At 48.5% G+C, this 25,564-nt stretch carries 22 protein-coding genes; 14 read left to right on the forward strand and 8 right to left on the reverse strand.

The features are described from left to right. Positions 1–7: 7 nt before the first annotated feature. Genes BLS15_RS14695 through BLS15_RS14710 form a run of 4 tightly spaced genes read right to left on the reverse strand, consistent with a single transcriptional unit; the run spans position 8 to position 5,031 of the window. Entirely contained in the window at positions 8–1,114 is a 1,107-nt protein-coding gene (locus BLS15_RS14695) for a YheC/YheD family endospore coat-associated protein (protein ID WP_021252180.1), read from the reverse strand. Beyond that, the gene (locus BLS15_RS14700) at positions 1,111–2,487 is read right to left on the reverse strand and encodes a YheC/YheD family endospore coat-associated protein (RefSeq protein WP_028532386.1); all 1,377 of its coding nucleotides are present in this window, start codon (positions 2,485–2,487) and stop codon (positions 1,111–1,113) included. The genes BLS15_RS14695 and BLS15_RS14700 overlap by 4 nt, the downstream gene beginning before the upstream one ends. Next, positions 2,484–3,650 carry a YheC/YheD family endospore coat-associated protein gene (locus tag BLS15_RS14705; protein WP_021252178.1) on the reverse strand — a complete coding sequence of 389 codons (1,167 nt, stop codon included), beginning with the start codon at positions 3,648–3,650 and terminating at the stop codon, positions 2,484–2,486. The genes BLS15_RS14700 and BLS15_RS14705 overlap by 4 nt, the downstream gene beginning before the upstream one ends. Positions 3,651–3,663: 13 nt before the next feature. Beyond that, positions 3,664–5,031, reverse strand: a complete 1,368-nt coding sequence (locus BLS15_RS14710) for a YheC/YheD family endospore coat-associated protein (RefSeq protein ID WP_021252177.1) — start codon at positions 5,029–5,031, stop codon at positions 3,664–3,666. A 152-nt stretch (positions 5,032–5,183) separates the two neighbouring features. Here BLS15_RS14710 and BLS15_RS14715 point away from each other — a divergent pair, with 152 nt between their 5' ends. From BLS15_RS14715 to BLS15_RS14735, 5 genes are all read left to right on the forward strand, one after another. Further along, positions 5,184–6,362, forward strand: coding sequence for a DUF445 family protein (locus BLS15_RS14715; protein ID WP_090512242.1), 1,179 nt, complete (start codon positions 5,184–5,186; stop codon positions 6,360–6,362). Positions 6,363–6,440: 78 nt separating this feature from the next. After that, entirely contained in the window at positions 6,441–6,776 is a 336-nt protein-coding gene (locus tag BLS15_RS14720) for a YlbF/YmcA family competence regulator (RefSeq protein WP_021252175.1), read from the forward strand. A 112-nt stretch (positions 6,777–6,888) separates the two neighbouring features. Then, positions 6,889–7,194, forward strand: a complete 306-nt coding sequence (locus tag BLS15_RS14725) for a hypothetical protein (protein WP_021252174.1) — start codon at positions 6,889–6,891, stop codon at positions 7,192–7,194. A gap of 295 nt (positions 7,195–7,489) precedes the next feature. Continuing rightward, on the forward strand, positions 7,490–10,165 hold the full coding sequence (locus tag BLS15_RS14730; RefSeq protein ID WP_028532390.1) for a YhgE/Pip domain-containing protein: 2,676 nt from the start codon (positions 7,490–7,492) through the stop codon (positions 10,163–10,165). A 141-nt stretch (positions 10,166–10,306) separates the two neighbouring features. Next, positions 10,307–11,641: a DRTGG domain-containing protein gene (locus tag BLS15_RS14735; RefSeq protein ID WP_028532391.1), complete on the forward strand. Its 1,335-nt coding sequence runs from the start codon at positions 10,307–10,309 to the stop codon at positions 11,639–11,641. A 202-nt stretch (positions 11,642–11,843) separates the two neighbouring features. Here the strand turns inward: BLS15_RS14735 and BLS15_RS14740 are convergent, their stop codons facing one another. The 3 genes from BLS15_RS14740 to BLS15_RS14750 all read right to left on the reverse strand — a co-directional run bounded on the left by BLS15_RS14740 (position 11,844) and on the right by BLS15_RS14750 (position 13,196). Continuing rightward, a complete protein-coding gene (locus BLS15_RS14740) occupies positions 11,844–12,149 on the reverse strand; it encodes a YtpI family protein (RefSeq protein ID WP_021252171.1) in 306 nt (101 codons plus the stop codon). 125 nt (positions 12,150–12,274) lie between these two features. Then, positions 12,275–12,769, reverse strand: a complete 495-nt coding sequence (locus BLS15_RS14745) for a sporulation membrane protein YtrI (RefSeq protein ID WP_021259007.1) — start codon at positions 12,767–12,769, stop codon at positions 12,275–12,277. Positions 12,770–12,869: 100 nt separating this feature from the next. After that, the gene (locus BLS15_RS14750; protein WP_028532392.1) at positions 12,870–13,196 is read right to left on the reverse strand and encodes a YtrH family sporulation protein; all 327 of its coding nucleotides are present in this window, start codon (positions 13,194–13,196) and stop codon (positions 12,870–12,872) included. Positions 13,197–13,319: 123 nt separating this feature from the next. Between BLS15_RS14750 and BLS15_RS14755 the strand changes: the two genes are divergently transcribed. The 8 genes from BLS15_RS14755 to BLS15_RS14790 all read left to right on the forward strand — a co-directional run bounded on the left by BLS15_RS14755 (position 13,320) and on the right by BLS15_RS14790 (position 22,827). Further along, a complete protein-coding gene (locus tag BLS15_RS14755; protein WP_090512245.1) occupies positions 13,320–17,030 on the forward strand; it encodes a DNA polymerase III subunit alpha in 3,711 nt (1,236 codons plus the stop codon). Between the two features lie 120 nt (positions 17,031–17,150). Then, positions 17,151–17,675 carry a phosphatidylglycerophosphatase A family protein gene (locus tag BLS15_RS14760; protein ID WP_090512249.1) on the forward strand — a complete coding sequence of 175 codons (525 nt, stop codon included), beginning with the start codon at positions 17,151–17,153 and terminating at the stop codon, positions 17,673–17,675. Positions 17,676–17,844: 169 nt separating this feature from the next. Beyond that, entirely contained in the window at positions 17,845–18,033 is a 189-nt protein-coding gene (locus BLS15_RS14765) for a hypothetical protein (RefSeq protein ID WP_021252166.1), read from the forward strand. 137 nt (positions 18,034–18,170) lie between these two features. Next, positions 18,171–19,052, forward strand: a complete 882-nt coding sequence (gene accD, locus BLS15_RS14770) for an acetyl-CoA carboxylase, carboxyltransferase subunit beta (protein ID WP_021259003.1) — start codon at positions 18,171–18,173, stop codon at positions 19,050–19,052. Beyond that, positions 19,042–20,007, forward strand: coding sequence for an acetyl-CoA carboxylase carboxyltransferase subunit alpha (locus tag BLS15_RS14775; RefSeq protein ID WP_021252164.1), 966 nt, complete (start codon positions 19,042–19,044; stop codon positions 20,005–20,007). Before accD ends, BLS15_RS14775 begins: the two co-directional genes overlap by 11 nt. Before the next feature lie 220 nt (positions 20,008–20,227). After that, positions 20,228–21,658 carry a pyruvate kinase gene (pyk, locus tag BLS15_RS14780; protein ID WP_021252163.1) on the forward strand — a complete coding sequence of 477 codons (1,431 nt, stop codon included), beginning with the start codon at positions 20,228–20,230 and terminating at the stop codon, positions 21,656–21,658. A 122-nt stretch (positions 21,659–21,780) separates the two neighbouring features. After that, a complete protein-coding gene (locus BLS15_RS14785) occupies positions 21,781–22,281 on the forward strand; it encodes an acyl-CoA thioesterase (protein WP_090512254.1) in 501 nt (166 codons plus the stop codon). A 153-nt stretch (positions 22,282–22,434) separates the two neighbouring features. Then, positions 22,435–22,827 carry an FxsA family protein gene (locus tag BLS15_RS14790; RefSeq protein ID WP_036590083.1) on the forward strand — a complete coding sequence of 131 codons (393 nt, stop codon included), beginning with the start codon at positions 22,435–22,437 and terminating at the stop codon, positions 22,825–22,827. A gap of 78 nt (positions 22,828–22,905) precedes the next feature. Here the strand turns inward: BLS15_RS14790 and ytvI are convergent, their stop codons facing one another. Next, complete coding sequence (ytvI, locus tag BLS15_RS14795; protein ID WP_021252160.1) at positions 22,906–24,021, reverse strand: sporulation integral membrane protein YtvI; 1,116 nt, start codon at positions 24,019–24,021, stop codon at positions 22,906–22,908. A gap of 349 nt (positions 24,022–24,370) precedes the next feature. On the opposite strand from ytvI, the gene citZ reads away from it, so the two are divergent. Further along, positions 24,371–25,483: a citrate synthase gene (gene citZ, locus BLS15_RS14800; protein ID WP_072731473.1), complete on the forward strand. Its 1,113-nt coding sequence runs from the start codon at positions 24,371–24,373 to the stop codon at positions 25,481–25,483. Positions 25,484–25,564 lie beyond the last annotated feature (81 nt).

The raw sequence follows: 25,564 nt of genomic DNA on the forward strand, positions 1-25,564 counted from the left end.
CCGTCCCTTAACCGCCTAATTTGGCAAGATATTGGCAGTATTGAAATATACGCTCGAGCGAACGTTGGCGGATATGAGGCTCATCGAACTTCATCGGTTTGGCATTTGCTTCGAAGAACCAAATGCTTCCGCCAGCATCGACACCTAAATCCATAGACATCTCTCCATGTAGATGCCCGGATGCACGCTCGATCTGTCTTGCGATAATCAGCGAAGCATGTCTGGCACGAATCATGATGCGCTTAGATTGCTCATTACCGAACACAGAGATTAAGAGCTTCTCCGGGTCGTCTATACTACCGCCGCGAGGTACATGTGTCGTAATGCTCATTGTACCTGCGACACGTGCGCCCACGCCTGTAACCTCCCATTGTCCCCGGCCGTTCTTCTGAATCAGGACACGAAGATCGAAGGGGCGACGATTGCTGGCTGCAAGTGGGATGCCTTGTTGCACAATATAGTCGTGGGCGCCGGCTTCCTTACGGATACGGCTCCATAGCTTCGAGATCGTAGCGCATTTATACGATACGCTCTTCTTTTTTTCCTGGATCTTCAGACGGTACTTGAGTGCCTTGGTATGATTCACGCGAAGAGTCATAATCCCTGCGCCTGCTTTGCCGGATTCCGGCTTCAAGAACAAGTAAGGATGTTTATGCAGCATTTTACCTAATGCGGCCGAGGTTTTCAGCCGTCTGGTTGAAGGGATATACTTTTTCGTAATTTTTGATTTTTTCAGCCATTCGAATAAGTGCCATTTATTGAAAAAGTATGGGTTGAACAACTTGATCGAAGGATGTGCGAGCACCTCTTTAATCTTGCTGCGAACCGCTGGAAGACTTTCATCCTCACGAAGGGGGATGCGATTATAGATAACGTGCGGAAGCGGGAACCACTCCTGCTTCCACACATTATTCTCATAGGAATAACCGATGACACGCTTCGCGTGAAGCTTCAAATCCCGAACTGTTAGAAGAAAAACAGTAAACCCCATTTCTCGGCCCTTTTTGATAATATCGGCAAAATTATCTCGGTTGCCGCGGAAGTACTCTCTGTCATCATCCATCGTTAGTATTGCAATGACAGGTGTTTGTGTCGTTTGCTCGTTCCCACTCACGTGATCTCCCCCCTGCGGAATTTGCTTAGGTACAGGCAGTGATCCAAAATATGTTCAATGGAAGCTTGCCCTTCATTCTTAAGGGAAGGGTGCTTGAATATCGAGCGTCCCGGCTTCGCATTTGCCTCGAACATCCAGACCTGCTCATCACGGTCAATCCCAATATCGAAGCCGAGCTCTCCGATCAAATGCGGATGATTGCGCTCAATTGCTTCTGCCAACTGGATGGCGATCTTCCTCGCCTTGTCGAGCACTTCGTCTGAACGTTCTCCGAATGCACGTTGAAGCGCCTGGGAAGGGGTCATGAGTCTACCGCCATTTTTGACGTGAGTTGTTACACTGCCTTTGCCGGCCTTCTTGGCCCCTACGCCCACCACCGCCCACTTGTTTTCTCCGTTCTTATGCATATGGAAACGGAAATCAATTGGACATCCGTCGATCTCGATCAGGCGAACGCCCTGTTGAATCACATAATTGCGCAGGCTGCGTCCATGTCTCGCTTCGAGCATGCGCATCAGACTGGAGAAGGAGCGGAAGCGAAGGAGTACGTTCTTGCCATTTGAAGTATACCGGGCGAAGAACCCCTTCTTCGGCAAGTAGGTCAGCCGGTAGATACCGATGCCAAGACTGCCTCCAGAAGGCTTATAATAAGCAAACTGATGTCGTTCCAGCATGGTTCGGATCGTGTCTGATGAAGGATTCATGACGGATTCTGGAACATGCTGATTGGCTTCTAATTCATTCTTAAGCAGGGCATATACATCCGATTTATTGAAGAAGCTCCAGTTGAAGAAAGGAATTTTTTTGCGAGTGAACCGTTCACGAAGCGTATTGTAAGAGCCGGATGTTTCGGCACGTCTGCTAGGCAAGCGGTTGTATACGACATCAGGCAGCGGTACGGTTCGCCTTATCCAGCCTCCCGAAGGACCAAGAAAATAGCCAAGCACCGTATCGTTATTCCAATTAATGTCGCGGGGAGCGAATGCGAACACGTATGCCTTCTTATTGCCAGTGCGAAGGATCTGTCTAATAAATCCTGTACGGCTGCCGAAGGGGGCTGAAGATGAGCGGGACGTTCCGTCAGACATTATGCCAATGAGAGGGCCGATGTGAATGTCGCCTTCAGCTTCATTCAACAGAAATACAGAACCAGATTTAGGGACGCGTACGGCTGACCGTAATCCTGCCGTTACATAGAGATGCTTGCCGGGCTTCTGGATCGGTCTGACTGAAGCAGGAATGATCGTCTTTCCGAGCCTGAGCCGTACCGATCTTTTGCCGGCAAGTTTGAGCTGTTTTAATAAGGAGTTGGATACATATAAAATTTTTTCGGAATTTGGCGTCAAATGGACGTTGCATACCGTCAAACTCATGAACTGACCCTCCTAAGGTACCGAACCAACACATGGCGTGCGTACAAGATGGGATTTTCCACTGATTGCAGGGCAGCTTCGTATTCTCCGGTGTGTCTGAATACGGATCTGCCAGGTTTGGAATTGACCTCGAGCAGCCAAGGGCGAGCCTTGCGGTCAATCCCGTAGTCGAGGCCGATCTCGCTTATTCGCCCATATTGGGCTTCCAGAAGCGGTGGAATGTATTCGCTGTACGTACTCAGTTGTTCTATAAGCCGATGAACATGATTCGGTTCGAATTGGCTTTCCAAGAATGGTATGACCGAGACGGCGCGACCGCCTCCGTGCAGATTAGATGTGACGCTGTCAGGCTGGCCGACCCTTGCTGCCATACCGGTTAGAACCCAACGGCCGTTTCCGTTTTTTTGCATAAGAACGCGGACATCGAACGGCTCTCCTTCTTGGGTAACCAATGATAAATAGGGTTGTATGACAAATCTGCGCTTGCCGACAAATTGTTCGATCCAAGCGAATCCTTCCTGAGGCCGGGAGAAGCTGTGTTGTATGGGATGATTATCATCGTCCCTTCCACGAAGTTCCAAAGTGCCGGGAAGAGCAGCTGATATCGAATCAGTCTTCTCCTTATCGTTGTCGCGGTAGCGAACATGCAGTGTAGACTTTCCATGAGTGCCGCCATGTGGCTTCAGAAATAGGCCGCCATGATAACGATTCAGCAGAGCAGCAAGACTGGAGATGCCTGCGAACAACCGAGTGGGAGGCAGTATAGGGGATAGGGATAAATCCTTGCGCATTGAACGATAGATATCCCATTTTCCTCGTAAGCCAATGCCGAGAAGCGTGACATTCGCCAACTGCTTCATACGGATGATGGCAGCTTGTGTTTTACGGTATTGCTGCGGATTGCTGTAGGCGCATCTGTCATAAGCGAGCCGAGGAAGGGGGAATGTACGCCGTTCCCATCTGGACTTCTCATATACAAATGCATGAACGGTGCAGTCACCCCATTGTATCCATAACGGGGAGAACACGATAACACGGATACCATGCTTGCGACCGGCGATGCAAAGTTTGCGGCAGTATTCTGCCTCCGCGAATGGCAGCGTTCCTGTGCCTTCACATTGCAGAACGCCAAGCGTCAGCGCAGAAGGTTCTGACATGTTCATTGCTGCCACCTCCTTAGATCCCGGTTAGAAATCGAGAGTAATCCACGATTTTGCGCACAGAGGGCCGTATTTTTCGATCACCTAAAGGTGTGTTGTCGTTTTTGGATGGTTTGGAATTGACCTCGAGGAGCCAGACCTTCCCCGAGTTATCTACAGCAAGATCGATGCCGAGCTCACCGAAATGAGCGGGAATATAAGTGTCTACTCCTTGAGCGATATCAAGTGCAGCTCGCCTCAGCCGTGCACTTACATCATTCTTCACCGAAGGAGGCAGGTTCGTGCGGAATATGGCTTCCTTCACGGTACTGAGTGAGCCGCCACGTGCCAGGTTGGATACAAAGTGCTGATTGCTCGCAATGCGGGCGACGATCGAAGTGATCGTCCATTTGCCAGAAGCGTTCTTCTGGACGAGTGCTCGGAAATCCACCGGACGCCTACTGTGATCGATTAGCGTTAGTCCCTGCTGAATTTGGTAGTGGTTCGTTTTCAACTTGCCAGATAAGCTGGAGAAGACCTTAGTAAGACTGCTAAACTGCTGCCGTTTTGTTCCGTTTATGGTGGAATATAAGGCTTGATAACTGTGATCCGGGAGCCGGGTGATGCGAATAATGCCTTTGCCAAGGCTGCCGCGTGCGGGCTTTAAGAACACAGTAGTATAACGGCTGCACATGCTTTTTAAGGTGGAGAAGGTACGGAGCGAGTAAGACTCTGGCAAATATTTGGATAGCTCTGCATGAGGTCTGAGTGCTTCGAACACTTCTGTTTTATCCAAGAATTTTTCATTGAAGACAACGGACTGATATCGCGATTTTACTTCTTTCATAAAATGCTGTACGCTAGGTTTGTTCTCCAGCTTGCGTGACGTCAACCGGTTGTTGATAATATCCGGTATCGGCATCGTAACCCGTTGCCAGCTACCATTGGTATTGACCCACGCTTTGACATTGTGGAGGTCTTGGATATGATCGGGTGTGAAGAAGCATACCCATGCTCCTTGGAGCTGGCATGCATCAACCAATTCCTTGCAGAAAGAGGTAATAGAACCGAATGGCTTATCCGGCATGCTCGGATAATCACGGCTTACTAATACACCAATAAGCGGTCCAAGGCTCAAGATTTGGCTCGATGTCTTGTAGGCCGCACGCAGTGACTGGCCGTTCGTTAGCCCCATCTTTCGTGCAAGTGAGTGATTCATTCGTAGCCCGTCGAAGCGGGAGACGGATATTACTGTCACGCGCTGCTTGAAGGAACCGAACTTCAGAGTCAGCGGCTGGTTGACAGGAACCTTCCACAGCTTGACATAAGCCTCTCCCAACATGAGCACATCGTCTTGCAAGAGGCTGGAGCTGATCAACTGGAGCGTCACTTTTGATTTAGACATGGAGGTTCTCCTTCCAACAACAACTTGCAGTCATTCATACGATCCCATCTGCATGGGTCGATACAGATAGACCGTATACGTTAATTCATCATATGAGGACATATTTCCCTTGGTGATTGACCTATTGAAGGAAATAAAAAGGGGGAATAGACATGCCTATATGGCTGTTTATCAGTTTTAGTGTTGTCGTTGCTGCTATCGTAGGTGGGGTTACCAACCATTTTGCGATCAAAATGCTTTTTCATCCGCGCAAAGCCATGTATATTGGCCGCTGGCACATACCATTTACACCAGGACTTATTCCGAAGCGCAGAGAGGATATTGCCGCTTCTTTCGGTGATGTTGTAGCCGAATATTTAGTTACAAGTGATGGGCTCCGTACGATGCTGAATAGGCCCGATACTCGTGAGAAGGCGACAGAAACGGTTCTGCGCATGACTCAGAATTGGTCGGAAGATGACAGAACGGTCAAAGAGTGGGCGGTCAAGTTGTTTCCGGATAAGGAATGGGATGAGATTCGGGATCAATCTGTGCATCGATTGCAGGAATGGACGGCAAATGGGGTTAAGAAGTGGCTCGAGGGGAAAGGCTGGGATGAGCGCCCTCTGATTGAATGGCTTCCTGAAGGGTGGGAGCAGTCATCTGCGAAATGGGCAGACAAAACCGCTGTTGTGATGCTGACATCTTTTGAGAAGGAATTGACCTCGTTGCAGGGACAACTGCTCATGACGAAGCTGGCGAAGGATGTCATTGATCGTGCCTCAGGTTTCTTTGGCGCTATGGCAGCGATATTTGTGGATGAGGATAAGCTCGTAACCAAGATGATGCCTGTGCTCGTCGAACAGCTTCGCTCGCCCAAAGTTCGCGCGACCGTTGCAGGTTTCATTTTATCGAAACTTGGTGAATGGCTACAAGAGACACCTGCTCAGATTGTTCGATCGTGGACGGATATACCCGAAGAGACGAATTCCCTTGATTATATTGCGAGCCAAGCCGCTGCGATGATTCAGTGGCCGAAGCGGATCGATCGACTTGGCGAGATTCAGCCGGCGCATCTGGTTGGCAAGTATGAAGCAGTGTGGAGCGGCTATATTCCACGAGCTGTAGAGGCAGCATTTGCGCTGTTGGATCGCAATCTGGACGCTATTGTTCGCGCAGCTCGCTTGCAGGAAGTGGTACGCACTCAGGTGGAGCAATTCCCGATTGAACGTCTGGAGACGATCATTTTAAGTGTGTCGGGCAAGGAGTTCCGAGCAATTACATGGCTGGGGGCTTTGCTTGGGGGCATTATTGGATTGGTGCAGGCTTTTGTTCTATTAGCTGTTGGATAAACGTCATATTTGGATGAGGACAGTAATATGGAACTATGATATGCTGAAGATTGTATTTTTTGCGGGAGGTAATGAATGATGAGCGTATACGACAAAGCGCACGACTTGGCACGTGCATTGCAGTCCTCTGAAGAGGCCAAAGCTGTAGAAGAAGCAATGAAAGCAGTGGATGCGAACCCTGAAGGCAAGCAGATGCTGGATGATTTCCGTGCACGTCAGATGGATATGCAGCAAAAGATGATGACAGGTGAAATGCCAGATCAAGAAGAGATGGAAAAGATGGAGAAATTGTTCCAAGTGATCAGCATGAATGCGGATATTGCGAAGCTGTTCGATGCTGAACGCCGCCTTGCCGTTGTCATTCAAGATGTGAACAAGATCGTCTCCGAATCGCTAGGCCACCTGTATCAATAAGGACAAGAAAGAAGTCATGGGATTCATATAACCGGCATACGCTCTAGTATAGGACAAGAATAGAGATGATGCTTCAGAGTCACGGCTCGTCTCAAGTAAGGAGCGTAACGGGATGAAAACGGAACATCATACGGCTATTGTGAAACCACGGAATAACTGGAAGCATGTCATATCCATCATACTGGTTGTAGCGATGCTGATTTATGTATTGCCTACATTGAGCTTCAAGGATGGCTGGACAGCAGCTTCGACGTTCGGCGTTGTATGGATGGCGTTTGCGTTGTTGATTGTGGCTGCTCATTTGCACCGCTTGCTGCGGGTGGATGAGGAGACGGAACAGCGTCTGCAGAAGATTAAGCGTGAGAAATATAGACGCCTTGAAGAGCGTATGAAGCGACAGCCAGCCAGATTGAAGTAAGCACAATAGCTGAGGAGTAGAGTCTCTCCATTAGGAGAGGCTCTATTTTTTTTGGTTCTGAACCGCTGATTGCGGTCATAATTGTGACATTGTGGGGCAGGAGAAGCATCGCTGAAGCGTTGGAAACAGCATTGTTTTTTGAGTTGGCATTTGGGGTATTTGTCATGTTAAATGGGTTTCATTGGGAAAAAAATTAAAAATTGAAATTTGAAAAAGGCTAAGATATAATACTCACATCTGTCAAATTAGAACCGTATTAACAAAATGGTCATTCGGTCAATAAGGAGGTGACAGCGTGAATAGTATTCGTTTTTTCTGGTCGGAATTCGTGGCGAATATCCGTGCCAAAGATGTGCTTGTACCCGTTTTGGGCCTGCTCATTATCCCGCTGCTGTATTGCGGCGTATATCTGGTTGCGAATTGGGATCCTTATAGCAATGTCAAGCATATGCCTGTCGCTGTCGTCAACGAGGATCGACCGGTGATGTACGAAGGGAAAGAGATTGCCATCGGCAGAGAGCTGATCGAGAAGCTGCGCGATAATGAGAAGGTAGAGTTTCATTTTGTAAGCAGGCAGGAAGCGGAACGGGGATTAAGCGAGAACAAGTTCTACTTGATGATCCGCATCCCTGAACAAATGTCGCATAATGCAACGACGATCCTTGATCCGCACCCGCAGCCGATGAACCTGATATACACAGAGAACAGCAGTTATAACTTTATTTCGGGACAGATCTCAGATAAAGTAGTGCAGAACATCAAGGCAGAATTGTCGCAAAAGGTAACGGAAACATATGTTGAGCAAATGTTCAATGCGATTGACAAAGTAGCGGATGGATTGAATGCTGCTAGTGAAGGTGCGAGCCAGATTGAGCAAGGCTTAGGCCAGCTTGGTGAGGGGATTGAGAGGTTCCGCGATGAATTGAATGCGGCGGTCGATTCGAAGACCTCTCAGGCTGGAACGATGGTGGAACGTGCCTTGGAGGAGAACAAAGAGAAGCTTGATCAGATGATTCATAAGGAGATCGATGAAGCGATCCGCAGCAATAAACCGAAGATGATGGATAAGATTCATCGTGAAATTGATACGCAATCTGATAAGTATTATGATATCGTGCACGATTCGCTGCATATCAAAATTGACGAGCTTGTTCGCACCAAATCTATGCCAGCTAAGGAAAAAGTACATGAACAAATTGATCTGCAAGCTAACAAGTATGGTGAGCAAATTCGGGAGAATATGCACAAAGAAATTGATCATGCTTATGAAGCGAACTTGAACAATGTACTGGCGAAGATCAGCAAGGAGCTTGATGATTCGATAACGAAAATGGAACCTGCAGCTCGTGCCAAGATGCATACCATCATCGATAATGAGTACAGCAAACTGGACAATACGATTCGTTCGTCCATTCATCGCTACATTGATGAGAAGGTGGATGCGATCTTTGACGGTGCAATTCAGCGTGGCAAGGATGAGATGAACAAGATCCACGAGGATTTGAAAATACTTGAGGAGAAGCTTAAGCCCTTTGAAGAACAGATTCCGCCTGCTATGAAACCGCAGTGGGATGAGTTGAAGAAGAAGCTAGGGGATGCTCGTGCGAAGGTCGAGGATCGGCTGAACGGGGAGAATCTGTTGGCGCTCAAGAGTAAGGTGAAGCAGGATCTAACGGAGCTTGCGGATAGAGAGCTGAGCAAGGTGGGAAGTTCGCTTGTGAAGAAGCTGCACGAGGCAGCGGATCAGAAGTTAGATGAAGTCTTCCCACAGATACGCTCCATGGCGAACCGCATGGTGATTTCGAAGGCGAATGAATTGGCTCCTCAACTGCGAGACAAGGCGCATGAGCTTGCAGAAAATATGTATCAGCAGAAGTCGAAGCAGCTAGTCGATACGCTGCATACGCTTGTTGATGAGAAATGGAAGGAATACGAGCCGAAAGTCGTCAACGGCATTCATCATAAAGTAAATGATGAGTTGAACCGATTGGCGCCAGAGATTACGAAGAAGCTGCATAAGGCTGCAGACGACAAAGTAAATGCGATGGAGCCTATGGCGCGTGATATGCTGCATAATTTGGCGGATATGAAGCTGAATGAAGCAGCCAGTCATGTGCAGAAGGTTATGTTCCAGAAGATGAGTAATATGCTGAATCAGGTAGAGAAGGCCAAGGCATCGATTAACGACGGATTTGCGATGCTATTAGATGGTCAGAAGCGACTGCAAGATGGAGGTGCAGAGCTGCGCGACAAGCTGAGAGAAGGTGCAGAGAAGGCGATGCAGCACCCGACCGACAAAACGTATGAGATGATCTCATCTCCGGTCGGCAGTGACCAGCTTGATAATCATGATGTCACAACGTATGGCGTTGGTATGGCCCCGTATTTCTTGTCGCTTGGATTCTTCGTGGGTGCACTTATGTTCTCCATGGTCTATCCGTTGAAACAAACAAGCGGGAGACCTCCATCTGGTATGGCTTGGATGGTAAGTAAATTTGGCTTTATGACAGTCGAGAGCATTCTGCAAGTGATCATCTGCGGTACAGTTGTACTGACGGTCATTAACCTGCCTGTAACCAATATACCGATGTTCTTCCTTGTATGCTTGACAACGAGCTTAACCTTCTTTGCCTTGATCCAATTCTTCATTACGACGTTTGGCAATGTAGGCCGGTTTATCATTATTATTTTGCTCGTGCTGCAGTTGTCTTCCACAGCTGGCACGTTCCCAATCGAGCTGACACCGCCATTTTTCCAAATGCTTCATCCATGGCTTCCGATGACGTACACAATACGGGCTTTCCGTGGTGTTATCTCACTAGGTGATATGAGCTATGTATGGATGAATCTCGGATTCCTGTCGGTGTACATTGGACTCGCACTGGCAGCAAGCAGCTTGTCGTTCCAGATATTCTATCGCAAGATGGTAAACAAGGAGAAGGCAGATTCATCCGCAGTGATTGCGGGATAAGGCTGTGTATTCCCTCGTATGCTTAGCTAACAAGCTGGTATCTGAATCGTCAGATGCCAGCTTGTTTATTTTGCAGTTACCTATAAATATATGGTAAACTAAGCACAGAATACTACAGTTCGGGATATAGGGGTGTAACAGATGGATGGCCATGATGCGACGCTAACGAAGCACGAACAATTGCTGCAGCATATTGAAAGTTTGAAGCCGGGGACGAAAATATCGGTTCGTAAGCTGGCGAAGGAAATGGGCGTTAGTGAGGGAACCGCCTATCGTGCCGTGAAGGAAGCAGAGAGCATCGGGATCGTAGTCACGAAGGAACGTATTGGCACGGTTCGGGTAGAGAAGAAGCCGCGCAATATGTCCGAACAGCTGACATTCGGTGAAGTTGTTGATATTTTAGGCGGTCATGTTCTTGGCGGAAGCCGCGGTCTGATGAAGACACTGAACAAATACGTCATCGGCGCGATGAAGCTGGATGCCATGGCTCGTTATATTGATGCAGGGAGCTTGCTCATTGTCGGGAACCGCGAGGATGCTCATCGTCTTGCGCTTCAGCATGGAGCAGGTGTACTTATAACGGGTGGATTCGGAACAAGTCGAGAGGTGAAGCTGCTGGCCGATGCGCTGGACTTGCCAATTATCTCTTCGAAGTACGATACATTTACGGTCGGCTCTATGATCAACCGCGCGCTGTTCGACCGGTTAATTAAGAAGAAGATTATGATCGTTGAAGACATCGTTACAGCGAAAGACAAAATGATTGTGCTGCGTCCATCCAGCACAGTTGGCGACTTCCAACGACTGCGTGATGAGACAAGTCATACTCGATTCCCCGTCGTAGACGAGTGGTACCGGGTTATTGGTATGATTACATACAAGGATGTGCTGGGGGCTGAACCAGACACGAGCATTGAAAAGCTCTATACGCGGAGTCCGATCACGGCTACGCTGCAGACGACGCTCGCTTCGGCAGCGCATACGATGGTGTGGGAGGGCGTTGAACTGCTCCCGATCGTCGATCGCAACCGCAAGCTCATTGCTGTAGTGACCAGGCGGCAGGTGCTGCAGGCGATGCGTGATGCCCGCAAGGAGCCGCATCTCGGGGAGACGTTCGATGACCTGATATGGAATGGGTTCGAGGAAGAGAGGGACGATAAGGGGCAGCTCTATTTCCGTGGTGTCATCACACCGCAGATGGTGAATGGATTCGGTTCTGTATCGGAGGGCATCTTATCCACCGTTATGACGCAGGCCGCTTTGCGGGCGGTTAAGGACGTTCGCAGCTACGATCACGTTATGGAGAATATGACAACTTATTACGTCCGTCCGCTTCAAATCGAGGATATCGTTACGCTGCATCCGGAATTTATCGAGATGAGCCGCAAGTTTTGCAAGCTGGAACTGTCTATCCGCCACGGAGAGCATCTCGTCGCCAAAGCAATGATGACCGCACAGTCGATCGATCACGACTAGCGCACAGCTATGCACCGCAGTAGGGACTTAATGTTTTGGTGAGAGAATGTATGTCTAGTTGTCTAGTGCAAATGCGTACGCAAAGAGCAACTGGGACTTAGATATATGGATATGGATACTTCACGACGAGCAAATAAATGGGATTGCCTCTGCTGCTACAACGCGGCATATGAGAGGCAATCCCATTTTGTTGATGAGGCGATTATTTTTTACCTGCGGAATAGATGGCTTGATAATGGCTGTGATTGCGCAGCCCAGCGAACAAATTGAATAATCCGATTACGAGCAGTACAGCTCCTACAATGACTCTAACTGTCGATGCTGTGAACATGAAAATTTGGATCGTTGCGATGAGCAGCAGCATGATTCCCATACACATGTTCATTCTAGCCGCATACAAGCCACGAAGTGCTGTGGCCTGCTCACGTCTTGAACGAAAGCTGTAATACACAGACATTCCTGAAGTCACACAAATCAGGATAATGAGCACCCATTGGATAGTTTCCATCGATTAAGCAACTCTCCTTCTTTGACAATATGGAAACGAATACAATCTAAACTCCTTTATATTACCATATTCCAGGGGGCTGTCCTACAAGATTTAGTGGGCTGCCTAAGCGTGCGATGATTCCCCTAAGGGGACGTTGGTACATAAGTATGTACATCAATCCACACATGAAGCACTCCTTCGGTGACGAGCATTGTTCGGAGCTGAACCGTGTAGTCCTTGTCATTCACGTCGGGATATATTTTACGGGACAATAGCCCTTCCACAAGCTTGCTGTATTCATCAATTTTGAACACGTTGCGTCCCTTCAATACGGCTAAGTCCTTGAGCAAACGCCGTCGCAGTTCCATTTCATCTGCTTGCGGGATGCTAGTGTCGTTCTGTTGTTTGTAGATGTGCAGGTCGATGCTTTTAATAATGGTTTTCCGATTTTTGTAGCGAAGCAAGTCTTCCGTTTCAGCCTTGTAATGGGCAAGGCGGTCGCGCAGATCAATATTGATCATCATGACCTCATTAAATTGACGCAAATAGACCGCATGGTAGATTCCCGCACCGATGACGCTGCCGACAATGATGAGTGCGAGATTGCTGAGCCATAATGGGGTTTTACGCTGGCGCATCGTGCAAGCTCCTTCCTTCCCTTGACTCCTTTACGCGATGTTATGCGCGATTCCGGCGTAAGAAGTGGTTGATGCAGAATGAAATCGGTGGCGTATTGCGTTATACGCGATCTCGGCAAATCCAGTGAATAAGCTCTGTGCTCAGGTGAGCTCCCAAGAATGATACGAAAATGAAGATGAGCTGCTTAAATACTGGATTCAAGTTGCCCATCCAGAAGTTGCTCTCGATGACTCGGATCGGGTCGATCGTTCCACCTACGGCAGCTACGACTGCCCATATTTTAAGATGCTCCGCAATATGGCGCATCGTATCAGAAGGGGGTTGAAGAGCGATGACGGATCCTATGCCCGCCAGTATGGCGCCTCCGAGCACGATGCCGAAGGCGATGAAGAAATCGAGAAGTGCTTTCGAGAGAAATGAACCCATCGTAACGCCCCTTTTCACATAGAATTGCCCTTTGTACATGTATAGGACTTGCTGGCGGAATTATGATACAATAAGAGACGAAAATATGTTCGTATAACATGGCAGGTTGAAGGAGTGAATGGTATGGATCAGTTCGTGCATTTGCACGTGCATAGTGAATACAGCTTGCTCGACGGAGCAGCGCGTATTGAAGCGCTTGCTGCACGAGCAGCCGCATGCGGAATGAAGGCGCTAGCCCTCACGGATCATGGGGTGATGTACGGAATCATTCCTTTCTATAAAGCATGTATATCGCATGGCATTAAACCCATTATTGGCGTGGAAGCGTATGTAACGACAGGAGCGCTCCAGGAGAAGGTATCGCGCAAGGAACAGCCTATTTATCATTTCATATTGCTGGCGAAGAATGAGCAGGGATACCGCAATTTGATGAAGATTTGCTCGGTAGGGCACTTGGAGGGATTTCATTATAAGCCTCGTGTCGATATGGATACGCTCCGCAAATACGCAGATGGGATAATCGCGCTAAGCGCCTGCCTTGGCGGCGAGGTGTCGCAGCATGTGCTTCACGGCAATGAAGAGGCAGCGCGCAGCGCGGTTGAACGATATAAGGATATTTTCCGTGATGGATTTTATATTGAGCTGCAGGATCATGGCCTTCCGGAACAGAAGAAGGTTAACATTGGCCTTATAGCTTTAAGTGAGCAGACGGGCGTTCCGCTCGTTGCAACGAATGATGTGCACTATTTGCAGCAGGAAGATGCAGCGATGCAGGATGTCCTTATTTGCATAGGTACGGGGAAGTCGGTTGAGGATGAGGGGCGGATGCGCATGCATACCGACCAGATGTACTTTAAGTCGCAGGAAGAGATGACGACATTGTTCCGTCATGTCCCGGAAGCGGTTGCGAATACGGCTCGTATTGCGGAGCAGTGCAATGTGACGCTGGACTTCGGAGGGCATGTCCTTCCCGCCTATCATCCGCTCCCTGAAGGCATGAATGCAGGACAGTATGTGCGGCAATTGTGCGAAGAGGGGCTGACGAGTCGCTATCAAGCACTGCCGGAATGGCAGGATGAAGCCTTCCAGCGAGAGGCGAGAGAGAGGCTTGTCTATGAGCTGAATACGATTGAGAATATGGGATTCTCTGATTACTTCCTCATCGTGTGGGATTTCATTCGCTTCTCCCATGAACAAGGCATTATGACAGGTCCCGGACGGGGCTCGTCAGCGGGTAGTCTTGTGGCATATTGCTTGCGGATTACGAATGTCGATCCGCTCAAGTATCATTTATTGTTCGAGCGATTTTTGAATCCGGAACGGGTGACGATGCCCGATATCGATATCGACTTCAACGATGAGCGGCGTGATGAGGTTATTGCTTATGTTGCGAATAAGTATGGCCATGACCGCGTGGCGCAGATTATTACGTTCGGTACGATGGCTGCGCGGGCAGCGGTGCGGGATGTCGGCAGGGCATTGAATGTGCCTTATAACGATACGGATCGGGTAGCGAAGCTGATTCCGAATCAACTCGGAGTCACGCTTGAGAAGGCATTGCGGGCAAGCAGCGAGCTAAGCAGTTGGAGAGAACGTGATTCGCGCATACGCGAGCTTATTGATATGGCGTCTAAGGTAGAAGGCATGCCGCGCCACGCATCAACCCATGCAGCAGGTGTTGTCATCAGTGAGGAGCCGTTAACGCATTATGTCCCCCTGCAGGCAGGAACCGAAAATATTGCTCTCACCCAATACTCGATGGAAAATTTAGAATCGATCGGCTTGCTGAAGATGGATTTCCTCGGCTTGCGAACTTTGTCGATTATTGAACGAACCTTAGAATGGGTCAATCTTCGCGGCGATGAACCGCTTGATTTAGGCATGATTGATGATGCGGATGAGGCGACCTATGAACTGTTGTGCCGAGGGGATACGACAGGGTTGTTCCAGCTTGAATCAGCTGGCGTACGGCGTGTTCTGCGAGAACTGAAGCCATCTGTATTTGAAGATATCGTATCCGTGCTTGCGTTGTATCGTCCGGGTCCAATGGAGTTCATCCCGAACTATATTCATAGCAAGCATGGGTTGAAAGCTGTCGAATATCCCCATCCCGATCTGAAGCCAATCCTGCAGGATACGTACGGGATTATTGTCTATCAAGAGCAGATTATGCATATCGCCTCCAGAATGGCAGGCTTCTCTCTTGGAGAAGCGGATTTGCTGCGGCGCGCGGTCTCGAAGAAGAAGCGGGAAGTGCTTGATCAAGAGCGGTGTCATTTCGTAGAAGGCAGTCTGAATCAAGGGTATACGGAAGTGGAAGCAAATCGGGTGTACGATATGATCGTTCGCTTCGCTGATTATGGATTCCCACGGGCTCACGCAGCTGCATACGGCGTGCTAGCCTTCCAAACTGCCTATTTGAAGGCTCACTATCCGACAGAATTTATGGCGTCCATGCTGACAGCGAATATGGGAAGCCATCGGAAGATTGCAGAGTACATTGAAGATTGTCGAAGAATAGGCATAACGGTATCGCCTCCGGATGTTAATGAAAGCTATGTTCGCTTTACGCCCGTTGATGGCGCAATTCGCTTCGGCCTTGGCGCGATTAAGAATGTGGGTACGCTTGCGATAGAGAGCATATTGAAACAGCGACAGGAGAAGCCATTTGCAGATTTGCTCGATTTCTGTCAGCGAGTTGATCTTCGGGTGTGCAATCGCAGAGTCATTGAATCGCTTATTCAAGCGGGGGCATTCGATTCACTTCCAGGTCATCGGGCACAGCTATTGGCCATGCTGGATGAGGCCTTGGATGCGGCTGCGAAATGGCGTAAGGAAAGAGAGGATCTTCAAATTCAATTGTTCGGCTTCGTCGAAGTAAACAATTGGACGATTGATTATCCGAATATACCGCCGTTCGCTATGGCAGAGCAGCTGGAGCTGGAGCGCGAGCTGCTCGGATTATACTTATCCGGTCATCCGCTGGATGACCATGCACAGCTGCTGGAGTCCTCCGAGACGGATCGGCTTGTTGATTTGCATGAGGTGCCGGACGAGAGTGAGTGTACCGTTGCCGGGATGGTCGTGTCGCTTCGAACGATAATGACGAAGAAGGGCAAGCCGATGGCATTCATTGAAATTGAGGATCGAATCGAGCGGGCTGAAGTGGTGCTGTTCCCCGAAGTGTGGCGCCGATCAGAGCCGTTGATTGGGAAGGGAGCATTGATTGCGCTGCGGGCGAAGGTGCAGCGTCAGGATGAAGGCTATAAGCTGCTTGCTGACGAGGTTGTACCGCTTGAGCCCCATGCGATTGCTGCGTTGACGAAGCGTGCTGCCCATCGCAGACGCTCCTCTGAGACGCGTGGTGGGCAAGCTTCTCAGTCGCGTATAGCCGGCGAACAACCGTCTGGACGAAGCGCGAATCACCGAGAGGCAGCGGTCAACATACAACCTGGTGCTGAAGCAGCTGTCGACATGAACCGAGATGCGGGCAGCATGTCTGCGGATAGGACGGATAGGAGTTCATCCGCAGCTCGTCTGCGGAACACAGCACAGGGTGGGGGAACCGAAGCTCCTGCTTCCAGAGCGAGTGGGCGCCAACCACAGCGACAGCGAGTATATATTAAGATTACAGCCGATCATGAGCGGTCAGACCTGCTGCAACAGCTGAAGGAACTCTTGAAGTCGCAGCCAGGGCCGCTGCCGACTGTATTGTTCTATGAGCGAGAACAGCAATTGCGGGCGCTTAGCGAGGCGTATTCGCTGAAGCCGTCGCCGGATCTGTTCAAGCGGATCGAATCAATGTTCGGTGCTGGAACCGTACGCGTCAAATAACAATTGTCAGGGATCGAATCTCCTCCCGCAAGTAGCACAATTCCTTATCATCCCGCATAGAGTGGTCATACGCCCTATTCACGGGTAGGTAAAGTTGAAGGGGCGAAGGGAGGGGACGCCATGACATTCAATATGGCGGAACAATGGCTTGTTAAGCGCGGCGTATCACTTGAATCCATCGCGGAGATTGTGCTCCATCTTCAGCAGCCATACAATGCAGCGTTGACGCTGGAGGATTGTCTGGACAGCGTACGAGCCGTAACTCGCAAGCGCGAAGTTCAATATACGCTCATTACAGGCATTGCATTGGATTTGCTTGCCGAGCAGAAGCTGCTGCCGGAGCCGCTTCAAGCGATTATGGAGACGGATGAATCCTTGTATGGTGTTGATGAGACACTTGCTCTTGGCATTACGAGCGTATATGGAATGATCGGCCTCACCAGCTTCGGATACTTGGATAAGGCCAAGCTTGGCATCATTCATCAGCTCAATTCGGATCGTACGCGAATTCATGTTTTTCTAGATGATATTGTAGCCGGATTAGCTGCTGCTGCGTCAGCTAGAATTGCCCATCACGATAAGCGTGCTCAGCAGTATGGCGAGGGTGGAGCCTGCAAGCTTGACGATAAGAATGCAAATTCTTAAAGAATACGAATAGCCGAGATAGGATAAGGCTTGGCGCTGGTTCATCGTTGCTTATTAGGCAGCGCATTGCAGCAAGTCTGTTGGAATTTGTTGCGATGAAATTGACAATTATGATATCATAATGGCATTATATGAGCCGTTTCTGGAACGTTAGGGGGGTCAATCGCGCGTGTGGACTGTTATCTACATCGCACCGACTGCCAATTTAGCAGATAAGATTCAGCGCAAGCTGACCGAGGAAGGATTCCTTATTCAGATCCGTCCAATCCATCTGTCTAAACAACAGTTTGAAATTCTAGTGCCTTCCGGAGAAGTTGAAGAGGTTCAGGAAGTGCTTAATTCGATCTTGCATGCATGATGCGGCTGATGAATGACGATGTTATCGTTCAAACAGCCGATTTTTGTTGTCTATGGTTAGGACAATCTCTAGTATGAAGCAATAGGATGATGTCCTGTATTTCAACTGGAGAAATCACGCCTAAAGAGGTGTATCGGGTGTTTAAAGACTTATTTCAAAAGAAAAAGTACGCAACGGTGCCGTCCGGATCTGTACACGATGACCGTCCCAAACGCGAAATACCCGAAGGTTTGATGAATAAATGTCCAAAATGTGGCTCGATTCAATATCATAAAGAGCTGGAGAAAAACCTGAAGGTATGTACGCAATGCGGGCATCATATGCGCTTGAATGCAAGGGAGCGCATTGAGATGACTTTGGATGAAGGCCGATTTTTTGAATATGATGCGGATATCGTATCCGCAGATCCGCTTGCTTTTCCAGAATATAAGGACAAGCTGGAACAGCAAAGAGCGAAATCCGGCATGGATGAAGCTGTTATTACGGGCGAGGGGACAATTGGAGGATTTCCGGTTGTCGTAGCTGTGATGAGCTTCGATTTCTTCACTGGCAGCATGGGTTCGGCAACAGGAGAAAAAATTACACGAGCTATTGAAACTGCTATGCAGAAACAATATCCGTTAGTCATCTTCTCTACATCTGGCGGCGCAAGAATGCAGGAGAGCATCTTGAGTCTGATGCAGATGGCCAAGACAAGTGCAGCGCTTGGGAAATTCCATGAAGCAGGCGGGTTCTATATTTCGGTATTCACGGATCCGACTATGGGTGGAGTGTCTGCAAGCTTCGCTATGCTTGGCGACATCATTATAGCTGAGCCTGGGGCAAGAGTAGGCTTTGCTGGCCGTCTCGTAATCGAGCAGACGATTCGTCAGAAGCTTCCGGAAGAATTCCAAACGGCTGAATTCAATCAGAAGCATGGACAAATTGATCTGGTCGTGCAGCGCAAGGACATGAAGTCCACGTTGGCGAAACTTATCGATCTGCATACGGTGAAAGGGGATGTAGCTCATGGCGAATGAACTTCCGTTCGAGCAACCTTTGGTGGAGTTGAAGCAGAAGATTGCTGAATTAAAACGGTTCGGCGACGAGAAGCAAATTGACTTTACTGAAGAAATCGCCCGGTTGGAGGAGCGTTACGCCAAGCTAGCGGCAGAGATCTATGCTAGCATCTCCCCATCGCAGAAAATGCACTTGGCGAGACACCAACAGCGACCAACCACACTGGATTTTGTCCAGCATATATTCACTGATTTCATTGAGCTTCATGGTGACCGACTGTTCGGCAACGATCTTGCTATTGTGGGCGGATTGGCGCGACTGAACGGGGTGCCGGTAACGGTAATCGGACATCAGCGGGGCAAGGATACTAAGGACAACATTGCAAGATTCTTTGGCAGCCCGCATCCAGAAGGCTTCCGTAAGGCACTTAGGCTCATGCATCAAGCGGACAAGTTCGGTCGTCCGATCATTACATTCATCGATACGAAGGGTGCATATCCAGGCAATACAGCTGAGGAACGAGGACAATCGGAAGCTATTGCACGCAATTTGCGGGATATGGCCATGTTCGGCGTGCCAATTATTTGCGTCGTCATCGGTGAAGGTGGAAGCGGCGGCGCGCTCGCGCTCGGCGTAGGCAACCGAGTTCTTATGTTGGAGAATGCAATCTATTCATGCATTTCCCCGAACGGTGCTGCATCTATCCTCTGGAAGGATGCGTCCAAAGCCGACCAAGCAGCAGAAGCGATGAAGATTACAGCTTCTGACCTGAAGGAACTCAATGTTATCGAGGAGATCATTCCAGAGCCTCAAGGCGGTGCGCATAAGGATGTTGAAGCGGCCTCCGCCAACATGAAAGATGCGCTCTGGCGTCATCTGACCGAGCTGATGGGGATGTCCCCAGAGCAGCTTCGCGAAGATAGATATGACAAATTTCGCAATATTGGCGAGTTCGGCATTCTGCAGCACGGATAAGTTCAGTGGCGTCTGTGTCCTTAATCCCGCGTCCTGACTGGGATGACACGGTTTTCATGAGTCAATTGACTTAAAACATCGTTCACTGGTAAAACTTATAAATATGATTATCTTCATATACAAATTTTATTGAGTATAGTAAATTAGATAGTTGAGAGCCTTGTTTTTAGCAATACAATATAGAGATACAGAGAGACACACATAATTGGAGGAAGCCCATATGCGTAAAACAAAAATCGTCTGTACTATCGGTCCTTCCAGCGAATCTTTAGAGAACACTAAAAAATTGATCATGGCTGGCATGAACGTTGCTCGTCTCAATTTTTCACATGGTGATTTTGAAGAGCATGGCAACCGAATCAAAAACATTCGTCAAGCATCCCAAGAGTTGAACAAAACGGTTGCAATTCTCCTTGATACGAAAGGCCCTGAAATTCGTACAGGTAAGCTTGCTGTTGACTCCGTTGACCTCGTTGAAGACGAGTTCATCACATTGACAACAGAAGAAATCCTTGGCGATAAAGACCGCATCTCCGTAACTTACGAGAACTTGCCTCGTGACGTTGAAGTCGGTTCCACAATCTTGATCGATGACGGCCTCGTTGGTTTGACGGTTGTTGAGATTCAAGGTACAGAAATCAAATGTAAAATCGTTAACGGCGGCACAATCAAGAGCAAAAAAGGCGTTAACGTTCCTGGTGTGAAAATTTCCTTGCCAGGTATTACAGAAAAAGACGCGAACGACATCCGCTTCGGTATCGAGCAAGGCGTTGATTTCATCGCTGCTTCGTTCGTCCGTAAAGAGCAAGACGTTTTGGAAATTCGTGAATTGCTTGAGAAGCACAATGCAACTCATATCCAAATCATTTCCAAAATCGAAAACCAAGAAGGCGTAGACAACCTGGATGCAATCCTGGAAGCGTCTGACGGCTTGATGGTTGCTCGTGGTGACCTTGGCGTTGAAATTCCAGCTGAAGAAGTTCCACTCGTTCAGAAGCGTATGATCGAGAAGTGCAACTTGGCTGGCAAGCCAGTTATCACAGCTACACAAATGCTTGATTCCATGCAACGCAACCCACGTCCTACACGTGCGGAAGCAAGTGACGTAGCAAACGCAATCTTCGACGGTACGGATGCAATCATGTTGTCCGGTGAAACAGCTGCTGGTAAATACCCAGTTGAATCCGTATTGACAATGTCCCGTATCGCTGAAAAAGCTGAATCTGCGCTTGAATACCGTGAAATCTTGGTAAAACAAAGCTCGAGACAGCAAGCTACAGTTACTGATGCAATCAGCCAAGCAGTTGCTAACACAGCTCTTGATCTGGATGCAAAGGCAATCATCAGCTCTACACAAACAGGCTACACAGCGCGTATGGTATCCAAATACCGTCCGAAAGCTCCAATCATCGCTGTGACTCCTTCTGAGCAAGTAATGCGTGGTTTGTCCTTGACTTGGGGTGTTACTCCAGTTAAAGTCGATCAAGCTACTTCTACAGACGAAATGTTCGACGTTGCTGTTGCAGGCGGCGTGAAGACAGGCATCGTTGCAGAAGGCGACTTGGTTGTGATCACAGCTGGTGTTCCTACAAGCTGTGCAGGTTCTACAAACCTTGTTAAAGTAAGCCAAATCGGACAAGGCCGTTGCTAATAAGAATAGGCCTATCCAATTGAATATAGAAGCAATACCAGACAAGAGCAATGGTTGAACCATTGCTCTTGCTGTATTTGTGAACGTACCCTCGAATGCGCTACAATGGAGGAGGAATGAAGATGTATCATGACGTTAGGGAAGAAGATCAATCGGTATGGTTTGGTTATCCGCTGCGTGTTCGCTATCAAGAGACAGATCGAATGAATGTCGTATTCCATGGCAACTATGTGACGTGGTTCGAAGTCGGAAGAACGGAATGGATCCGAGCTCTCGGTATGAACTATCGGGATCTTGAAGCAAGAGGGCTGCTGCTCCCTGTGGTCGATTTGCAGGTGAAGTTCAAGCGTCCCGCATACTATGATGATCGAGTGATGGTATATACTCGCTTGATGCAGCTGTCGCCTCTCCGGTTGACATTTGAGTCACAAGTATGCAGGATAGAGGGCGGTACAGACACAGGCCTGCCTGAAGCAGGCTGGGTCTCTAAGCCATCCGGCAAGCTGCTCGTGGAAGGAACAACTACTCTTGCTTGGCTGAATGCGGATTGGCGGCCTATTCGTCTTGAGCGGGAAGCGGAAGATGTATGGTCATTGCTGGAGCGAATGCGCCCGACCTCTTAATTCATCTTCAGTATGAAGGATGTTGATTTCTCCATTTCAAGAGATGGATGGGAATGATTCTACTTAGAATGTCATCCATGAGAGTTGCATGATTGTAATGCAAGATGCAATGCATAAGTCATTATGCAAGGGAGGGAATGGTTCTTGAATCCGATGGTATGGGTACTCATTACTCTGACATTAATTCCTGCACTGGAAGTGTACGGTTTCGTACTGATGAGCAACTGGGTAGGGGGCTGGAATACGTTCCTGTTGATATTGCTTACCGGGGTTATCGGAGCAGTAATTGCGCGCTACGAAGGGAATCAAGTGTTGGCAGAAGCTCAGAAGCAGATGCAGGCAGGGCAAATTCCAGGACGTTCTGCGGTAGAAGGCCTATGTATTCTTGCAGGAGGAATCTTACTGCTTACACCGGGATTCTTTACGGATATTATTGGCTTCACACTTGTATTTCCGCTGACTAGACCGATCTATCGGCACTATCTGCTTAAGTGGTTGGAGAAAAAGATGAAGGACGGAAATTTTATTTATTTCCGCCGTTTCTAAACTTGAAATATACACGCCCGCTGAATGGTGAAGAACCATGTGGCGGGCGTTTTTGTGTACATTTGAACAGTGCGTTTTTTATTTTCTGCCGCTGATAATATACGTCTGTAAATCCAGAAAGACATTTGCTCGCTTCATGGCAGACAGCAGAACGAGGGAAACGGGACCGACAATAAGTCCGAGGAAGCCGAACAACTGCATGCCGACGAACATGGCAATTAGCATGAGGAGCGGATCAAGACCGACTGTTGACGCCAGTACCTTCGGCTCCATAATCTGCCTCGTGAGCAGGACGATGGCATATACGATAAGTAAGCCGATGCCAAGCGAACCTTGGTCAACGGCAAAGCAGTATACAATCCATGGAATCATGACAGCACCGACACCAAGGTACGGCAGCAAATCGATAATGCCGACGAGAAGGCCTATGGTGATTGCATAATCCACGCGCAGAACAATGAGTCCTGTTGTAATGATGAACATCGTAATGGAAATCAGAAATAACTGGGCTCGCAAGTAACCGAATAGGGCCTGCTTCAGATCGCCCCAGATCGTACGCATGGATTGATTAATGGAGGCAGGCATGGCACGTGCAGGGATGCCCATCCAACGCGACCAGTCCTTGCTTATGAAGAAGGCGGATAAGAGAATGATGATTGAAATGGATGCCACATTTGGAAGACTGGACAAGAGACGGACGATCGCATCCAGAAAAGAGGTGATGAAGTTGGTGATCACTGTCGTTATCTTTTCTGCAGTGCTCGATAAGTTACTGTTGATCGAGCCTTGAAGATTTGGATTATCTTTGTATAAGGAGCCAAGCGTTTCAAGAAATGTGCGAACCTTATCATTTTCGAACAGCTGAATAAAGAATTCCCTCCATAGACGGAGAAAATGATCCATAGAATTAGACAGATTATAAACCTCTCTCACCACACGCGTAACTACCGCTGCCGCAACCGTTAGCATCGACGTAATGAACAGGGTCAAGCATATCGTAACACTTAGCCAGCGCGGCATGCGGAACTGTTCTGACATCCACTCAACAACGGGATTGAGCATTAGAGCGATCAGCCAGGCAATGAGAAACGGATAGAGCAGGGGGACTAATAGATAGCAGGATAAGAGTATAAGTATACCAACGGTCAATACCCACCCTCCGCGAAGAATACGCTTGATGATGTGCTGCTCCATGATCTCAATCACCTCCATGAATCCTACTGTAAATCCTCGGTTTCCCAGCACGTCCGATCTGGGAGGACGACCCTCTCTATATGCTATGCGCCATACCCAATTTCCTTGATTTTTTCTTTTTATCCTCAATGATTTCAAGGTGTTTAAAAAACGTTTATACCTCTGATAAAGCATTTCTATCCATATTTTTCAACTGAAACCGTTCACATTTCCGACATTATCCATTATCATCTTAATAGAAAAACTTGCCTTTTTTTCCGGGGCGGAATACTTCGAAACACATCGAGATAACACAGGGAAAAGAAAGATGGGATGGTATTAGGTTACATATGCAAAGGAGAGAGGGCAGATGACAGCAACGAAAGGTTTGGAAGGCATAGTTGCAACGACTTCTTCTATTAGCTCAATCATCGATGGTGTGCTAACATACCGCGGTTATAATATCGACGATTTGGCCGATCATACGACATTCGAAGAAGTTGTTCATTTATTGTGGTTCGGCAAGCTGCCAAATCAAGAGGAACTTTCGGAGTTACGCACTCGTCTGGAGAAGAGCGCTGCAATTCCTTCAGCCGTTGTTGAACAAATGAAATTGTATCCGTCAGACGCGAATACGATGGCTGTTCTCCGAACTGCGATTTCTGCATTGGCTCTGTATGATGAGCAAGCGAATGACACGGGGCATGACGCTAATGTACATAAAGCCATTGCGCTGCAAGCACAGCTACCAACTGTGGTCGCGGCTTTTGCACGCGTTCGTGCAGGGAAGGAGCCGATTTCTCCGAAACCGGGTCATTCCATCGCTTATAATTTCCTATATATGTTAACTGGCGAGGAGCCTTCCGATAGCGCTGTATCTGCTATGGACAAGGCGCTTGTCCTTCATGCGGATCATGAACTGAACGCCTCTACATTCGCTGCCCGGGTTACGGTTGCCACCTTGTCGGATATGTACTCCGGTGTTGTATCGGCAATCGGCGCGCTGAAGGGGCCGCTGCATGGGGGAGCCAATGAAGCGGTTATGGTGATGCTGGAGGAGATTGCTGACCTTGATCGTGTTGATGATTATATTCAGTCCAAGCTTGACAACAAGGAGAAGATTATGGGCTTCGGACACCGTGTGTATAAGAACGGGGATCCTCGGGCGAAGCATCTGCAGAAGATGTCCCGTGAGCTTGGAGAAGCGTGTCAAGATATGAAGCTGTATGATATGTCGACACGCATTGAGTCTCTCGTTACTGGACAGAAGGGACTGAAGCCGAACGTTGACTTCTATTCAGCATCTGTCTATACCATGCTGGGCATTCCGAGAGACTTGTTCACGCCAATCTTTGCAATCAGCCGCGTATCCGGCTGGACAGCGCACATTTTGGAGCAGTTGGACAATAACCGTATCATTCGACCGCGTGCAGAGTATACAGGCCCATCCAGTCAGTTATTTATCCCGATTCAAGAACGGTAATTATCAACTCAATTGAGATAAATGTAGAAGTTTTTGAAAACATAGGTTGTCTTACAAATTGACGGGTTGCTACAATAGAAG

Source organism: Paenibacillus sp. cl6col (assembly GCF_900102125.1).
Classification (GTDB): domain Bacteria; phylum Bacillota; class Bacilli; order Paenibacillales; family Paenibacillaceae; genus Paenibacillus_B; species Paenibacillus_B suaedae.

Coding starts and splice junctions, on each gene's coding strand:
- BLS15_RS14715 (WP_090512242.1), top strand. CDS start 5,184: ATGCCTATATGGCTGTTTATCAGTTTTAGTGTTGTCGTTGCTGCTATC.
- BLS15_RS14720 (WP_021252175.1), top strand. CDS start 6,441: ATGAGCGTATACGACAAAGCGCACGACTTGGCACGTGCATTGCAGTCC.
- BLS15_RS14750 (WP_028532392.1), bottom strand. CDS start 13,196: ATGGGTTCATTTCTCTCGAAAGCACTTCTCGATTTCTTCATCGCCTTC.
- BLS15_RS14745 (WP_021259007.1), bottom strand. CDS start 12,769: ATGCGCCAGCGTAAAACCCCATTATGGCTCAGCAATCTCGCACTCATC.
- BLS15_RS14710 (WP_021252177.1), bottom strand. CDS start 5,031: ATGTCTAAATCAAAAGTGACGCTCCAGTTGATCAGCTCCAGCCTCTTG.
- BLS15_RS14785 (WP_090512254.1), top strand. CDS start 21,781: ATGTATCATGACGTTAGGGAAGAAGATCAATCGGTATGGTTTGGTTAT.
- BLS15_RS14790 (WP_036590083.1), top strand. CDS start 22,435: ATGGTATGGGTACTCATTACTCTGACATTAATTCCTGCACTGGAAGTG.
- BLS15_RS14755 (WP_090512245.1), top strand. CDS start 13,320: ATGGATCAGTTCGTGCATTTGCACGTGCATAGTGAATACAGCTTGCTC.
- BLS15_RS14725 (WP_021252174.1), top strand. CDS start 6,889: ATGAAAACGGAACATCATACGGCTATTGTGAAACCACGGAATAACTGG.
- BLS15_RS14775 (WP_021252164.1), top strand. CDS start 19,042: ATGGCGAATGAACTTCCGTTCGAGCAACCTTTGGTGGAGTTGAAGCAG.
- citZ (WP_072731473.1), top strand. CDS start 24,371: ATGACAGCAACGAAAGGTTTGGAAGGCATAGTTGCAACGACTTCTTCT.
- BLS15_RS14700 (WP_028532386.1), bottom strand. CDS start 2,487: ATGAGTTTGACGGTATGCAACGTCCATTTGACGCCAAATTCCGAAAAA.
- BLS15_RS14705 (WP_021252178.1), bottom strand. CDS start 3,650: ATGAACATGTCAGAACCTTCTGCGCTGACGCTTGGCGTTCTGCAATGT.
- BLS15_RS14740 (WP_021252171.1), bottom strand. CDS start 12,149: ATGGAAACTATCCAATGGGTGCTCATTATCCTGATTTGTGTGACTTCA.
- pyk (WP_021252163.1), top strand. CDS start 20,228: ATGCGTAAAACAAAAATCGTCTGTACTATCGGTCCTTCCAGCGAATCT.
- BLS15_RS14760 (WP_090512249.1), top strand. CDS start 17,151: ATGACATTCAATATGGCGGAACAATGGCTTGTTAAGCGCGGCGTATCA.
- ytvI (WP_021252160.1), bottom strand. CDS start 24,021: ATGGAGCAGCACATCATCAAGCGTATTCTTCGCGGAGGGTGGGTATTG.
- BLS15_RS14735 (WP_028532391.1), top strand. CDS start 10,307: ATGGATGGCCATGATGCGACGCTAACGAAGCACGAACAATTGCTGCAG.